Origin of the sequence: Chryseobacterium herbae (assembly GCF_025154075.1) — a bacterium.
GTDB classification, from domain to species: Bacteria; Bacteroidota; Bacteroidia; order Flavobacteriales; family Weeksellaceae; genus Chryseobacterium; species Chryseobacterium herbae.
In genome coordinates this window covers 278,643-293,244 of record NZ_JAOAMU010000006.1, presented here as the reverse complement: position 1 = coordinate 293,244, position 14,602 = coordinate 278,643, and the positions used below count along the sequence as shown (strand labels likewise).

Sequence of the window (14,602 nt, the reverse complement as noted above, 5' to 3'; positions counted from 1 at the left end):
ATTATGAATAAAACAGGTAGACCAATTTTATTTTACAAGACTTCCTTCAAAATAGCCACGCTTTTTTCCAGTTCTTCAAGAGAAGGTGATGCAAACCCCAATCTTAAGGCATTTTCATCAAACTGAGGATAGCGGTGAGCTTTTCCGTCCGAAACATATAAGCCTTTTGCCAGAGCTTTTTTTGCTAACTTTTCAAGATCAATAGACCTGTCGAATTTTGTCCAGACAGACATTCCTCCGGCAGGTGCTGTAAATTCCACAACATCTTTCAGTTTATCGCTTAATTGTTGACAGAAAAAATTTCTTCTTTCTTCATAGACTACTAAAGTTTTTCTGAGGTATCGCTGTATCGTTCCGTCATTCAAAATTTCGCCCATTGCATTATCAAGAATGTGATCTCCCTGGCGGTCCAGCAGAAGGCGTATTTTAGAAAGATATTCAATCACATTTTCAGAAGCTACGAGATAACCCATTCTGAAAGCAGGAGAAAGGGTTTTGCTGAATGAGCCACAGTAAATCACCATTCCATTTTCATCTGCACTTGCTAATGGAAGCAATGGGCGGTGACTGTAATGAAAATCAAAATCGTAATCATCCTCAAATATGATGAATTCATATTCCTTAGCCAATCTCAATAACTCAAGTCTTCTGTCGATCCGGAGCGGAACCGTCGTTGGAAAATGATGATGTGGTGTTACATAAACCATTCTCACCCGTTGTTTTTCGCATACTTTTTTCAGCTCATCTACGACGAGGCCATCTTCATCTACAGGAATCATAATGTGATTGGCTTTGGCGTGGGCGAAATTTGCTTCAGCCCTTGCCCATCCCGGATAACCGGAAACAATAATGTCTCCAGGTTCTATAAGTCCATTACAGACGGTGTTTAGGCCCATTAATGTACCCCGGACAGAAAGAATATTTTGTAAAGTGGTTTTCAGCCCTCTGGTTTCATTCAGATATTTTGAAATGGCTTCTCTGTAATAAACGGAACCATCCGGATAGCTGTAGCTCCCAAATTTGTCATACAACCCGCTTCTGGTCAGTTGATTTCTGTAAGCTCGGTATAATTCATGAAGCGGAGCCAGTTTAGGATCGGGAAATCCATCGTCCAGATGAAGTTTTGCCGTGACCGGAGAGAAAGATACAAGATAATCTTTTGAATCAATCTTAAATCCTGCCTGTTTTTGTGAAATAAACTGATGTGAGTCCTGAAGGGATTCGGGTTTGTATTCAGGAAGATAGGAGGAAATAAATGTTCCCTTTCCGACAAAGCTTTCCAGCCAGCCCTGGGTTTGTAATTCTTCATACGCTTTGGAAACGGTAATCCTGTTAATCGTTAATATGTCAGCCAGTTGTCTTGAACTCGGCAGCTTCTGTCCGGTCTGAATTTTTCCGGTTTTGATCAGAGAAAGAATACGATCTGCGAGCTGCAGGTAAACAGGATTTTCTAAACTGCGGTTCAGTTCAAAATCATTCAGAATCTGCTTAAATATTGGACTATCCATTTTGTAATTATTGAATAATAAATATAAACCAATATTGCTGGAATATTTTCGTGAATCCATAAAAATCAAACAAAAAGTATAAACACATATTCTTTCCTGAATAGAAAAGAGCGGTACAATGACCGCTCTGTGATGATATAAATTTTATAAGATATCAGGGTATTACTAATAAAGGCGACCTAGGAAACTGTAGCGTTAAGAAAATGAATTCTATGAACGTTAAAAAAACTCTTATGTCTGAGTGCGGGACAAAAATAGATTCTTAACATAGATTGTTGCCGCACGAGTTTTAGAGTTTTTAGTGAACAGGTTTCATTTTTAGCGAAAGTTTCCAGTCTTGAACTTTTGGTTCATTTTGCTTCAAGGCAAAAGAACATATTTATTTTTTCTGATTAAAAAAAATTCTAATAAACTCCTCCAGCTCCTTCCCATGAAGATTTTTAGCAATAATTTTCCCTTCGCCATCAATAATAACATTAAAAGGAAGCTCCTCAATAGTATATGCTTTAGCTACCGGGCTTTTCCAGAATTTCAAATCACTCACCTGAATCCAGTTGATCCCGAAACGGTCTATGGCTTTTTGCCAGCTCTCTTTATTTTTATCTAAAGAAACACCCAATATTTCAAATTGCTGCCCTTTAACCTGATCTAAGAAAGTATTGTATAAAGTTTTCAGTTCCGGCTGCTCACCAACACACGGAGCACACCAGGTAGCCCAGAAATCGATAAGAACTGCTTTTCCCTTTAATGATGAAAGAGAAAACGAACTGCCATCTGGTTTTGATAAGGTAATTTCAGGAGCCTGCTGGCCAATCTCTATTTTAGCCTGCTGTGCAGCGGTATATCCTGTAAGAATGAGGACAGAAAACAAAGTAAGAAAACCTTTCATATTAATCATTTGTAGGATAATCTTTGTCCAACCAGTCTACTTTGATGTTTTTTGGTAGGTTTAAAAGTTTGGCATTTTTGAATCCCAATTCCTGTAGTAATTTAAATGCAGGACGGATGTTTGGGCATTTCACAAAAGGACAGCATCCGCAGTAAATCACTACTTCTTTTCCCTTAGGAATGTTTTTAAGATAATTTCTTAATTTTTCGAGATTTTCAGGTTCATGAGTTGGGCCAATATCTACAGATCCTTTGATAATAGCTTCCGGGCCTACAGAGATGATCACGACATCTTTTGTTTTGTTTTCTGTGATTCTTGCGGCTAAAAGTGCCGGATCCATCAGTTGGCTTTCATTCCACGGATCCTGTTTCTGCTGTGCGGAAAACTGGCTGAACATGGAACAGACCATGAATGCCATGATAAACAAATATTTCATTCTTCTATTTTTAACAAAGATATGAAATTAGCCGGCAGCTCTATGACAAGCATAACTATGTTTGATCTGTTTTAATCGATCTGAGCGTAAAAATTTTATATATTTATTGTAGGATATATCATGAAAGAACAAACAAAACCCAATCGATACCATGGAAGAAAAATTCCAGCCTGATGTTATTATTATAGGAACCGGATTAGCAGGGCTTACTGCTGCTATGGAAATTACCAATGTCGGAAAAAAAGTACTTCTTCTGGATCAGGAAACGGAACAGAACATCGGTGGACAGGCATTCTGGTCATTCGGAGGACTGTTTCTGATCAATTCACCCCAACAGCGCAGGGTGGGAATTAAAGATTCTTATGAACTGGCACTTCAGGACTGGAAAGGCACTGCCGGTTTTGACCGTGAAGAAGATTATTGGCCCCGAAAATGGGCAGAAGCTTATTTGAAATTCGCAGCCAATGAGAAGTACGCTTATATTTCTAAACTGGGGATCAAGCTTATGTTTATGGTAGGCTGGGCAGAACGTGGTGACGGATCAGCAACCGGCCATGGCAATTCTGTACCCCGGTTTCATGTCAGTTGGGGAACCGGAACAGGCGTTATAAAACCATTCGTAGATAAAGCTTACGAGGCTAAAGAAAAAGGTCTTTTACAAATGAAATTCAGACACAGAGTGACTGAACTGATCATGGAAGATAATAAAATTAAAGGCCTTAAAGGTGATATCCTTGAAAATGATGACAAAGAAAGAGGCGTTGCGACCAACAGAAATGTGATCGCTCCATTTGAATACTATGCTCCTCACGTCATTGTTGCATCCGGAGGAATAGGTGCCAATCATGAGCTGGTAAGGAAAAACTGGCCGGAAAGATTAGGAAAAGCTCCTGAAAATATGGTTTGTGGTGTTCCTGCATATGTGGATGGCAAAATGATCGGGATTACAGAAAATTCCGGAGCGCATATTATCAATCCCGACAGAATGTGGCATTATACGGAAGGCATACAGAACTGGAACCCGATATGGCCCAAACACGGCATAAGAATATTGCCCGGCCCGTCTTCATTATGGTTTGATGCTAAAGGAAACCGTCTCCCTGCCCCTTTTCTGCCCGGATTTGATACGTTGGGAACATTAAAACATATACAGGATACAGGGTTTTCATATTCCTGGTTTATTCTGACACAAAAGATCATCAAGAAAGAATTTGCCCTTTCCGGATCAGAGCAGAACCCGGATATTACGAATAAAGATTACGGACTTTTCCTAAAAAGGATCTTTGGAAAAAAAGCACCCGGACCCGTGGAAGCCTTTAAGGAACACGGAAAAGATTTTATTGTCTCCAATGACCTGAAAGATCTTGTAGAAAGGATGAACGAGCTGTCCGGTGAGCATCTTTTAAACTATGAAAAAATTAAAGAACAGATCGAAGCCAGAGACCGTGAACTGGATAATAAGTATTCGAAAGACACTCAGGTTAATTATATCAGAAATACAAGAAATTATTTAGGTGATAAATTAGGCCGTGTAGCCGCTCCACATAAAATATTAGCCCCTGAAAACGGCCCACTCATCGCTGTTCGCCTCAATATTCTGACCCGGAAAACACTGGGCGGAATTAAGACGAATTTAAACGGACAGGTCTTAAGGGAAGACGATAGTGCTATTGAAGGGCTTTATGCAGCAGGAGAAGCGGCAGGCTTTGGCGGTGGCGGAATGCATGGTTACAGAGCACTGGAAGGAACATTTCTGGGCGGATGTATCTTCTCGGGGATGACAGCCGGGAAATATATTGCAGGACTGTAAAGAATGTCAATTGTGAATAGTGAATAGTGAATTTTGCTTTGCAAGTGAAGGGTGAATGATAGATTTAAGAAATAAGAGCCAAGAAACAAGATTTAAGATACCAATACAATGAGCAGATATTTTGATCATAAAGTGATATGGGTTACGGGAGCTTCATCGGGAATTGGAGAAGCGCTGGTGAATGAACTGGCTGCCAAAAGCAGTGCGAAAATTATTCTTTCTTCAAGAAATAAGGAGCAATTGCATGCCGTTGCGAAAAAGGCCGGATTGGATGCTTCCCGTTTTGCTGTACTGCCATTGGATCTGGAAGACTATAAAAAGATGCCGGATCTCGTGGCAGAAGCCATAGAAAAATTTGGAAAAATTGATATCCTGATCAATAATGCAGGACTGTCACAGCGATCTCTTGCTATGGAAACGGATATTGAAGTAGACAAACGTCTCATGGATGTTGATTTTTTAGGCACTGTAGCCCTTACCAAAGCGGTTCTTCCCTATATGATAAGGGATGGTGGTGGTCAGATTGCTGTCGTGACCAGTCTTATGGGCATTTTTGGAGCTCCGATGAGAAGCAGCTATGCCGCCGCAAAACATGCCCTTCACGGCTTTTTTGATGCGTTGCGTGCGGAATTATACACAAAGAAAATTCTGGTGACACTGATCTGCCCCGGTTTTATACAGACCAATATTTCTATTAACGCAGTCACTGGTGACGGCTCTCTGCAGGGAACAATGGATGATGCTACAGGAAAAGGAATGCCTGCTGATGTTTTTGCGAAAAAAATGCTTGCTGCGATAGAAAAAAAGAAAAATCAGGCTGCTATTGGAGGTCAGGAAGTGATGGGAACTTATCTGAAGAGATTTTTTCCTGCTCTGCTTGCCAGGATTGTGCGTAAGGCTAAAGTGGTTTGATCCGAGTTTTTATTTTTAAGTTTGAAATAAAAAAATTCCCTCAAATTAATCAAGAGAATTTAAGAAAATAAATTGTTGAAAATTAAAAATCATTATACAGGGCAAATGCCTGGAATGAAGTAGCCGGAAGACTTCCCCCCTGAATGCATTGATTGGCTGCGGTAAAATCAAAACATGTTCCCAAAACCTCAATACTGTGTGTTCCTGCAGCCAGTAAGGTTATGTAACTGCCTGTGTTATAAAAAATCCCGGTTAAATTAGTTCCTGTAGCGATACTGTTAGTGTAGGCATTAGAGGAGCGCACAACGTTTGTTCCATTGACACTTAAGTGGGTTCTCAGTAATTTCATTCTACCATCTGAAGCACCTGCAGCTAATGTGATAGGCACTGAGTAGGTGATTAAGATAAAGGCAGGCTTTGTTAAAGTTATAGATTGATTGCTGATACTTACCGGTACAACAGTTCCACTTCCTCCAGCGTTTACAGAAGGTAAAATAGTAAGGTTAAATAATTGAACCATCTGCTGATTAAGCGTATTTTTTTTAACATAATCAACGTTCCCGTTATTATCTGCAATTAAAACATTAGTATACCCAGTATTCGCTGATTGATCGGTTTGTGTTCTGACTCTTAAAGTTCCATTAAGGTCTAAAGTCCTTGAAGGAGCCGTGGTATTAATCCCAACTTGGCCCTTGATAAATGTAAGTGCCCCAAAAAGTAAAGTGAAGTAAATTGTTTTCATATGTGATTTTTTTTGATTTGTATAGTAATATTACAATTTTTCACGCAGTTTCGATCTATCTTAAAAATTAAATTATATGCATTAAATAGTTAATACAGGTGATTAATTTTGTTCGTATTCAATATTATATATAAGATAATTAAGTGAAGGAAAATGATTGACCCTTATTGCAAGGGCAGTCTATGAAAATAAAAAGACGGAAAAGCAATCAAAAAATGCTCTGTCCGTCTAGGGTAATTGTAAGATTGTACCAAGAAATGTAGATTATAAACAAGATGTAAACATCGTGCAGGATTTTATAATTAAAACCAAAACGAATCAGGAATATTCTTTTAAACAGATAGGTTAAATCGCTGTCTTACAGATTTTTTAACCTATCCATTAAATTAATTAGTTGAGCAATTGAAATTCAAAAGCCTTGATAATTACAGTTCAACAACTGTCAAAACATTGTACCCTCCCGTATTCAAAAGAGGCCGCTTATCCGGATCCCAGGATACATTGATCCATACGAAAGGTCTTAGTTTATCGCCCGCATTCAGATATAAACTTGCGGTACTTGCCGATCCTACAATCACAGCATTGGGAGCATTTCCTGTATCCTGTGGGTAACCGTTGTTGGTTTTAATCCTCTGTATAACGGCATTTGAAGGATTTCTTACTTCCCAGATCGCTTCGGTTTGGTTTTGTCCGAAACTGGTGTTCACCTGGCTTGGTGCAAGAGCGAAAGTAAAAGTCACAAAATAAACTCCTGCTCTCGGAGCGATAAATTCTCCAGTAGAAGGATTAAAATTCGTTCTTGGTTGCCCTGAATCCGAATCCAGCTTTTCCGTCCATGACGTAAGGTAAGCAGAAGATCTTCCGGCAATTCCATCTGTATAATCACCTATCGGCCAGAGGCCGGTTTCAAAAACGGTGGAATTATTATTTGTTTTCTCTGCCATCACCACGATTCTCGGTTTTCCGTATGGAAGAATAGGAACCCAAACCGTTCCGTCAGAATACTCTATATATCCCTGCACACCGATGGCTGGGTTCGGATTGTAACGTACAGCGCCGGCGCCGGCTTCAGCAGCGGTTTGATTGGTCATTCCTATGGCCATAGAACCATTAACTCCATTTCTAAGATCAATAGCCGTTTTGGGAGCAGCTACTCCTGCTCCTATTTTTCCGGTTTTGTCAATAACTACTTTTTCAGTCGCATTGATCTCAATAGCATTGGCTGAGCTTGGATTATTAATACCGATACCTATCTGTGCTGATACTGCATTGGAAAGGACTACAAGGCCCACGAACAGCATCATTTTTTTATTTAATTTCATCATCCTTTGTTTATAGTTCGTAAATGCTGATACTGTTATTGGTACCACTGTTGGCTGTGTTTATACTTCTGTTGCCTCCGAAATTGTGAAACACTTTAAATTGAATCGTATTGCCTGTTGACAAATTAAAAATAGCGGTACAGTTACCACCTACAATATTGCTGACTGTAGAAACATCCCAGGCCGGATAGGAGTTGACGCTTCTGTAGGTCTGGATATTATTCGTGGCCGTATTGCTTTCAATAATGGTCTCTATCCTCGAGTTTTGTCCAATATTGGCATCAGCCAGTGTAACATTAAAAGAAACGATATAAAATCCATTTCTCGGTGCCGTAAAAGTTCCTGAGCTGGCCGTGAAATTAGACTGGGCATCGGTAAGTACAGACCATCCATCCACTTGTGTTATCGCGTTATTTGTAAAAGTAAGGGCGCTGCTTTTATTGGCCAGCACCAATGCTTTTGGGGGTAATGTCATGGGAAGATTATGCCAGGCCACACCGTCGGAGTACTGGATAATATTTCCTGTATTGTATCGTATAGCTCCACCACCGGCAACGGCAGCAGTCTGTGTACTGGTCCCCAATCCGATGATGCCTTTCTGATCCGCAGAGCGGACATCTACTTTTGTTTTGGGATTTAACAGTCCCACGCCCAACTTGCCTTCGGACGTCACCACCACATCATTTAATATCTGAGTTGCCGAAGGGGGTACGCTACTATTGTCTTTAGCTGCATCTACATGAAAGGTCTGCATGGGGTCTTTCGTGAATACCCCGGTTTGTGCCTGTATAAAGAAGGGAAGAAAAAAGATCAATACTTTATGGAAAGTCTTCATTTTCATTTTTGTGTTTTTTAGTGTTCAATAATTGTCAGATTGTTAAAGCCGGCATCCGGATTAGACCAGTCCGCATTTACCCTTAAAGCTCTCGCTGCTGATCCTGTAATATTTTGATTAAGCTGTGGGCGTACCGTCTGATTGGCCGTTAAGCTTACCGTAATCGCAGCAGAACCGCCGACCTGGGCATCTTCATTGGCACGGGCAAATGCCTTGTAGGAACGTGCAAGAATAGAACTTGTAGTGGGGCTGTAAAACTGACTTGTCACTTCAGAAGAATTGGCCACCGAGCCGGAAACAAAATTATACGTCATCAGAAATGTATAAACTCCTGCTCTTGGTGCAGTGAAAATTCCTGTGAGAGGATCAAAACTGTTGGACAGATCTCTCACTTCGTCCCATCCGGTAATATTGACATCGGAATTGTAGGCTACTGAGAACGCGCTTGTCATTCTGGCAACGACTACAGCTTTGGTAGGTAGGATCAATGTGGTTTCCCACACACTTCCGTCAGAGACCTGAATTTTGGACTGGGTCGGTTCATATCTTACGGCACCGGCACCGGCAGCATTGGCTGTCATGGTCGTGGAGCCCAGTCCTACTGCATTCTGCAGGCCTGCAGATCTCATATCAAGTTTTACAACAGGATTGGAAACACCCGCTCCTATAAAGCCTGTGTTGGTAATGATAAGGTCGTTGCTGATCTGTGCGGGAGTCGCTGAAGCTGTATTGTCTTTTGCACCGTCTATGTGCAGATTTCCCAGCGGGTAACTGGTATTAATTCCTATCTGTGCGCTCATAAGACATGACGTCACCAGAGCCAGTGATAGCAGATTTTTTTTCATTGTGTTGTGTTTTTTAATGGTTCTTATTTTAATGAAATCTAAATTATTTTTAGATAATTCATTAATTGTTGAATTCCAGACTGCAAAGTAAAGTATTCTTTTTGAAATTATTTTTAAAATTGAAAACTAATATTATAGCATGAATACAAAATTTGACAAATTATTTCATAACTGGAAATATCAGATGTGATATTTTCAGAAAAAACCACACTGAAAAAGAATTTTAATCTTCTGTTTTTAAATCTTTTACAGGAATTTCTTCTTCCATTTTGCAATGGTATTTCTGCTCAGTTTAAAATGCTCACTCAGTTGGGAATTGTTCCAACTGTGTTTCTTCTGATAATCCAGTATTTCAAGGATCGACTGTTGATCGAAAGAGCGGTGTTTCTGATTAAAAGTAAAAGTGCTCTTATCTTCTCTGTTCTCAAGAATACTGTTACACTCTATTACATCGAGTACGGAGAAATTCTTTTTGGAAAGTACCATTTTAAAGGCCTCTTTTTTCTCAGGGTACCTTTCATTGATCAGATCTGTGTAAATCTTTTTGTAATCTGGGATATTTTTCATCGTGTGTGGTCTATTTTGAGTTTTTATTTTTCTATCAGATTGTATTTATGGAGCCATTTGTAGAGGGTACTTTTTGGAATTTTATATTCAGTGATCACTTTTGATTTGGTCATCTCCCCTTTTCTGATCTTGTCCAGTATAAATTCTATGATTTCCTTATTATAAAGACTTTTGCGGAAAGCAGGAAGTGAAGCCGGTAATTTCTTTTTCTGTACATAATCCATGGAAGATTGGGGAGAATAAAGAATCAGATGCTGGGAATAAAGCCTGAAGAAGTCGTATTCCAGCAGTTTGGCCCATCGCAGAAGCAATTCCGTATCCACAGATGAAGACTGGTACATGTTTAGGACTTCATTTTCGGACGTGTTTAAAAATTTACAGATACGCTTCATTTCAATGTCGTTTTCAGCAACTCTGTCTTTGATCATTGATCCAATATTGAGATTTTTCAGATCCATATTTTTTTTACTATTTGTGTTTAAATATCTTAGGATTAAATTTTTATTCTTTAAGTTGAATAAAATGAAGGCTGAATAAAGGAAAAGCAATAGGACAAAATCCCTAATTGAGGAGATTAGAAATCCTGACCGTATTATTGCTTTTCATAATTGTGTTTTAGAATGTTCAGCCTGATTTTGGGAACAAGGTTAAAAGTTTATCCCGTGCATTACTGTTGAATAGCGATGCATTGGTTACTTTCGAACCGGTGTCAAACATTTTGAAACCTCACGAAGGAGGAAATACTTTTCATCATTTGTGTTTTTATTTATACTAATTTCTTTTTGTTTAAACAGAAAAGCAATAGTTTTTCATCATTTGTGTCTTGTTTAAACTAATGCCTTTCCGTTTAAAAGAGTAGCAATATTAAGTCTTTGAACAGGTATCAAAAAGAATAAGATGACATGATTTCTGAAATAAGTGGACTTTTCAGGAAGTTTTCAGTACGTACGCTTTCCGACTGGAAATTTGAATTTAAATAATTTACAATCAATGTGTTAATAATTTTAATGAATACTGTTAATTCGGAAAATATTACACGTATATTAGGTTATAATAATTAATATTGTACTTAATTTGCTCCTTCAAAAAGCACATAATGAAAAACACCATTTTACTTCTCTTCTGTTTGGTCTCCGGATTCTTTCAGGCTCAATTCAATTCTGAATTTCCTACAAACGCCCAAGTTGACATAGAAATTACCCGCGCTGAAGAGTTGTCTAAAAGTAATCCTGCCCAATCCATAGAACTGGCGAACGAGATCTATGGTATTTCCAAAAAAACAGGCTATAAAAAAGGAATGCTGGAAACCATCACCATCCTTATGGCCCGGTATTTTGATGCAGGAAATCACAAAAAAGTAATCGATCTGAGTACAGAAGCAGAAAAACAGGCGCTGGAAGCAAAAGATGATGCAAAACTGGCCAATATTTACCGGTTAAAGGCTTCCTCCTACACAGAATTAGGGTTTAATAATGAAAGCATCGCAGAATTTAGAAACGCATTGGAAATAGCAGAAAAAGTATTGTCCGAAGACAAAAAGAATTATTTAAAATCTCTAATCTATACCGGAATTGGATTGCATGCGGCGCATGTGAATGCCCCGCTGGATTCAGTGATTTATTATCAGAAAAAAGCTTTGGAAAGTGCTGTTCATATAGAAAACACTAAGGATTTTATGGCCAGGAAATATCATCTCCTGGCCTTGTCTAATATGAATCTGGGAATGACCAGTGTGGCTTCCAACCGGATAAAAGATGCTGAAAATTATTTTGGAAAAGCTTTAGAAATAGCTCAGAATAAAACATATCCCGTCTCTAAAAACCTCGAAGTCACCATCCTGAACGAATATGCCTGGTTATATCATGATCAGAAAAAATACAGTCAGGCTGTTTATTATGCAAAAAAGGCCGAGCAGCTGGAGAAAGCCATAAAGATTCCTTATATCCGCAGAGATATTTATGAAGTGTATTTCAAATCCTATGTGGAACTGGGAGAAAAAGAGGCTTCAAAAAAATATATGAACCTGTATACCAAGCTTAATGACAGCCTCGTTAACGAAGAAAAAAAAACGATCAATACACCTGTCAAAAAGATCATGGATGAACAGGGGAAAACCCATTCCGGGAATATTCAGAAAATCCTAATGCTCAGCTTTGGATGCATTATAATTCTGCTCGTGGGTGGATTGCTTTTATGGAAGAGAAATCAGAAAAATCTGCATGACAGATACGCTGCCGTTATTCAAAACCTGAAAAATGTTCATCAACAAGCTCCTTTGGAAAATATACCGCAGGAAATACCTTCAGAGAAAAGCATTAATATCACTGATGAAACTGTTAAAATGATTCTGGCTAAGCTTGAAAAGTTTGAAAAATCTCAAAAATTCATTAAAAAAGATCTGAGTCTCACGTCTTTGGCCAATGATCTGAATACCAATACCAGATACCTTTCTGAAATCATTAAGCTGTATAAAGAAAACAATTATAACAATTACATCAATGGTCTCCGGATCAATTATATCACCAATAAACTGTATGAAAACCCAATTTACAGAGAATACAAAATCAGCTATCTGGCAGAAGCCTGTGGGTTTTCATCAAGGGAAGTTTTTGCGGTGATCTTTAAGAAAGAAACCGGAGTAAGTCCCTCCTATTTCATTAATAACCTGAGAAAAGACAGTCTGGAATCGGCATCTTAATGTCTTGTGATTTTAACTGATTCAAAACTTGTTAAAAATTAAGAAGAAAAAATTAAAATTCAGTAATAATCTGTTTAATAGTTAATTAAATAGTTGAATCACTGTTTTAAGCCTGTTTTATCCAAATTTTTTATAAAGATATTTCATAAATTTACAGAACCATTACGGTTTTAAAATTGGTTCCCAGGTGAAAATTCACAATAAAAAAAAGTATTTAAGCTTTCTAAAATTTAAACGAGACTTTCAGAAGTACGGACTGGAAAAGGCGCGCAGCTATGAGCTTATCTTGCATTGGCTGAATAACAGACTTAGCAGGAATCAGTTTCTGGTGCTTTCGGGAATCCTTGTGGGCTGTACTGCAGGTTTGGCCGGAGTGATCCTGAAAACGCTTGTTCATACCATTCACAATTTTATTACTCACATCCATTTTGAATATCAGATCCTGTTTTATATTGTCTTTCCTTTTTTGGGAATTATATTGACAACCGCGATCGTGATTACTCTATTTAAAGGTCAGGATAGAAAAGGAATTGGTGCTATTTTGTATGAAATTGCTCAAAATTCAAGTATTGTGGCTTCTGTAAAAATGTATTCACAGGTCATTCAGAGTGCGGTGACCGTTGGGCTCGGAGGTTCTGCGGGATTAGAGAGTCCTATTGCAGTTACGGGCGCGGCTATCGGTTCCAATTATGCACAAACTTACCGACTCAGTTATAAAGAAAGGACACTTTTATTGGCAGCGGGCGCTACGGCTGGAATTGCTTCAGCATTCAATGCTCCTATTGCGGGAATAATGTTTGCTTTTGAAATTCTTCTGACGGGTGTGGTTTTTACAGACTTTATTCCGCTGGTTGTGGCGGCGGTTTGTGGAAGTCTTTTATCGCGGGTTTTGCTTCAGGAAGATATCCTTTTTAGATTTTATGCGAGAGAGGCTTTTAATTATAAAAATGTTCCTTATTACCTTATTCTAGGAATTGTAACCGGACTGTATGCACGTTATTTTGTGGTAATTTCTCAGAAAGTCGAGCATTTTATCAAAGGTCTAAAGCTTTCGAGGATGAGAAAGGCGATGTTTGGAGGTTTGGTGCTGTCGCTGTTGTGTGTTCTTTTTCCACCATTATTCGGGGAAGGATATGAAACGGTAAAAGCATTTACCAACGGAAGTACCCACTCTATTATCAGAAACAGTTTTTTCAGATATTTTGAGATCGGCGACTGGACCATTATTATATTTTTGGTGCTGGTGTGTCTTTTGAAGGCTTTTGCAACATCTTTTACGATTTTCAGCGGAGGAAACGGAGGAAACTTTGCTCCGTCACTTTTTGCGGGCGGTACCGTGGGATATTTATTTGCATTGGTTTGTCAGCACATCGGGTTTACGGAAGTTCCTGTAACGAATCTTGTTCTGGTAGGAATGGCCGGAGCCATGAGCGGCGTATTGTATGCTCCTCTCACAGCCATATTCCTGATCGCCGAATCCAGTTTCGGGTATGATCTTTTTATTCCGTTAATGATTGTTTCTATTATTTCTTACCTTATCGCCAAATGGTTCTCCCCTATTTCTCCGGAATTAAAATCTCTGGCCGACCAGGGGAAAATTTTCACCAACAAGCATGATAAAAACCTTCTTTTTGCTTTAAGAACGGAAGATTTTATCGATAAATATTCAGAGACGATCAATGAAAATGCTTCAGTTAATGATTTATTTGAATTGGTGAAAAACGGAAACAAAAATATTTTCGCAGCCACGGATGAAGCTGGAAAACTGAAAGGAATTCTTACTTTGGATGATATCAGGCCGTATCTATTTAACAAAGAAATAGACAATTTGCAAACCGTAGCTCAGATTATGAAAGCTCCACCGGCAGTCATTTACCGTGAAAACCAGCCTTTGGAAATCCTTCAGATTTTTGATGATACGGCTGTATGGAATCTTCCCGTAACCAGTGAAAATAATGATTTTATCGGATTTATCTCAAAATCTTCTATCCTGATGAGCTACAGACAGCTTTTAAAAGAATATTCTGATTGATTTTTT

At 38.7% G+C, this 14,602-nt stretch carries 13 protein-coding genes; 4 read left to right on the top strand and 9 right to left on the bottom strand.

Annotated features, from left to right (window positions below):
- Positions 1 to 32 precede the first annotated feature (32 nt).
- The 3 genes from N0B48_RS18605 to N0B48_RS18595 form a co-directional block, all read right to left on the bottom strand.
- Positions 33 to 1,508: an aminotransferase-like domain-containing protein gene (locus tag N0B48_RS18605; protein WP_259840461.1), complete on the bottom strand. Its 1,476-nt coding sequence runs from the start codon at positions 1,506 to 1,508 to the stop codon at positions 33 to 35.
- A gap of 379 nt (positions 1,509 to 1,887) precedes the next feature.
- Positions 1,888 to 2,397: a TlpA family protein disulfide reductase gene (locus N0B48_RS18600; protein WP_259840460.1), complete on the bottom strand. Its 510-nt coding sequence runs from the start codon at positions 2,395 to 2,397 to the stop codon at positions 1,888 to 1,890.
- Between the two features lies 1 nt (position 2,398).
- Positions 2,399 to 2,833, bottom strand: coding sequence for a rhodanese-like domain-containing protein (locus N0B48_RS18595; RefSeq protein ID WP_259840459.1), 435 nt, complete (start codon positions 2,831 to 2,833; stop codon positions 2,399 to 2,401).
- 151 nt (positions 2,834 to 2,984) lie between these two features.
- Between N0B48_RS18595 and N0B48_RS18590 the strand changes: the two genes are divergently transcribed.
- Complete coding sequence (locus tag N0B48_RS18590) at positions 2,985 to 4,643, top strand: FAD-binding dehydrogenase (protein WP_259840458.1); 1,659 nt, start codon at positions 2,985 to 2,987, stop codon at positions 4,641 to 4,643.
- 108 nt (positions 4,644 to 4,751) lie between these two features.
- Entirely contained in the window at positions 4,752 to 5,555 is an 804-nt protein-coding gene (locus tag N0B48_RS18585; protein WP_259840457.1) for an SDR family oxidoreductase, read from the top strand.
- Positions 5,556 to 5,637: 82 nt separating this feature from the next.
- Here N0B48_RS18585 and N0B48_RS18580 read toward each other — a convergent pair whose 3' ends face one another.
- From N0B48_RS18580 to N0B48_RS18555, 6 genes are all read right to left on the bottom strand, one after another.
- Positions 5,638 to 6,297, bottom strand: a complete 660-nt coding sequence (locus N0B48_RS18580; RefSeq protein ID WP_259840456.1) for a hypothetical protein — start codon at positions 6,295 to 6,297, stop codon at positions 5,638 to 5,640.
- A 425-nt stretch (positions 6,298 to 6,722) separates the two neighbouring features.
- Positions 6,723 to 7,619 carry a hypothetical protein gene (locus tag N0B48_RS18575; protein WP_259840455.1) on the bottom strand — a complete coding sequence of 299 codons (897 nt, stop codon included), beginning with the start codon at positions 7,617 to 7,619 and terminating at the stop codon, positions 6,723 to 6,725.
- A gap of 10 nt (positions 7,620 to 7,629) precedes the next feature.
- Positions 7,630 to 8,460: a complement C1q domain-containing protein gene (locus tag N0B48_RS18570; protein WP_259840454.1), complete on the bottom strand. Its 831-nt coding sequence runs from the start codon at positions 8,458 to 8,460 to the stop codon at positions 7,630 to 7,632.
- A gap of 11 nt (positions 8,461 to 8,471) precedes the next feature.
- Complete coding sequence (locus N0B48_RS18565; protein WP_259840453.1) at positions 8,472 to 9,299, bottom strand: complement C1q domain-containing protein; 828 nt, start codon at positions 9,297 to 9,299, stop codon at positions 8,472 to 8,474.
- Positions 9,300 to 9,545: 246 nt separating this feature from the next.
- Positions 9,546 to 9,866, bottom strand: coding sequence for a helix-turn-helix domain-containing protein (locus N0B48_RS18560; protein WP_259840452.1), 321 nt, complete (start codon positions 9,864 to 9,866; stop codon positions 9,546 to 9,548).
- A 23-nt stretch (positions 9,867 to 9,889) separates the two neighbouring features.
- A complete protein-coding gene (locus N0B48_RS18555) occupies positions 9,890 to 10,324 on the bottom strand; it encodes a helix-turn-helix domain-containing protein (RefSeq protein WP_259840451.1) in 435 nt (144 codons plus the stop codon).
- Between the two features lie 638 nt (positions 10,325 to 10,962).
- Between N0B48_RS18555 and N0B48_RS18550 the strand changes: the two genes are divergently transcribed.
- Together N0B48_RS18550 and N0B48_RS18545 are read left to right on the top strand one after the other, a co-directional pair.
- Entirely contained in the window at positions 10,963 to 12,564 is a 1,602-nt protein-coding gene (locus N0B48_RS18550) for an AraC family transcriptional regulator (RefSeq protein WP_259840450.1), read from the top strand.
- A 187-nt stretch (positions 12,565 to 12,751) separates the two neighbouring features.
- Entirely contained in the window at positions 12,752 to 14,596 is a 1,845-nt protein-coding gene (locus N0B48_RS18545) for a chloride channel protein (protein WP_259840449.1), read from the top strand.
- The last annotated feature ends 6 nt before the right edge of the window (positions 14,597 to 14,602 follow it).

Bases quoted from the DNA above. Each gene is read 5' to 3' on its own strand.
- N0B48_RS18600 (WP_259840460.1), bottom strand. From the start codon at position 2,397: ATGAAAGGTTTTCTTACTTTGTTTTCTGTCCTCATTCTTACAGGATAT.
- N0B48_RS18585 (WP_259840457.1), top strand. From the start codon at position 4,752: ATGAGCAGATATTTTGATCATAAAGTGATATGGGTTACGGGAGCTTCA.
- N0B48_RS18590 (WP_259840458.1), top strand. From the start codon at position 2,985: ATGGAAGAAAAATTCCAGCCTGATGTTATTATTATAGGAACCGGATTA.
- N0B48_RS18555 (WP_259840451.1), bottom strand. From the start codon at position 10,324: ATGGATCTGAAAAATCTCAATATTGGATCAATGATCAAAGACAGAGTT.
- N0B48_RS18550 (WP_259840450.1), top strand. From the start codon at position 10,963: ATGAAAAACACCATTTTACTTCTCTTCTGTTTGGTCTCCGGATTCTTT.
- N0B48_RS18570 (WP_259840454.1), bottom strand. From the start codon at position 8,460: ATGAAAATGAAGACTTTCCATAAAGTATTGATCTTTTTTCTTCCCTTC.
- N0B48_RS18580 (WP_259840456.1), bottom strand. From the start codon at position 6,297: ATGAAAACAATTTACTTCACTTTACTTTTTGGGGCACTTACATTTATC.
- N0B48_RS18605 (WP_259840461.1), bottom strand. From the start codon at position 1,508: ATGGATAGTCCAATATTTAAGCAGATTCTGAATGATTTTGAACTGAAC.
- N0B48_RS18575 (WP_259840455.1), bottom strand. From the start codon at position 7,619: ATGAAATTAAATAAAAAAATGATGCTGTTCGTGGGCCTTGTAGTCCTT.
- N0B48_RS18560 (WP_259840452.1), bottom strand. From the start codon at position 9,866: ATGAAAAATATCCCAGATTACAAAAAGATTTACACAGATCTGATCAAT.
- N0B48_RS18595 (WP_259840459.1), bottom strand. From the start codon at position 2,833: ATGAAATATTTGTTTATCATGGCATTCATGGTCTGTTCCATGTTCAGC.
- N0B48_RS18565 (WP_259840453.1), bottom strand. From the start codon at position 9,299: ATGAAAAAAAATCTGCTATCACTGGCTCTGGTGACGTCATGTCTTATG.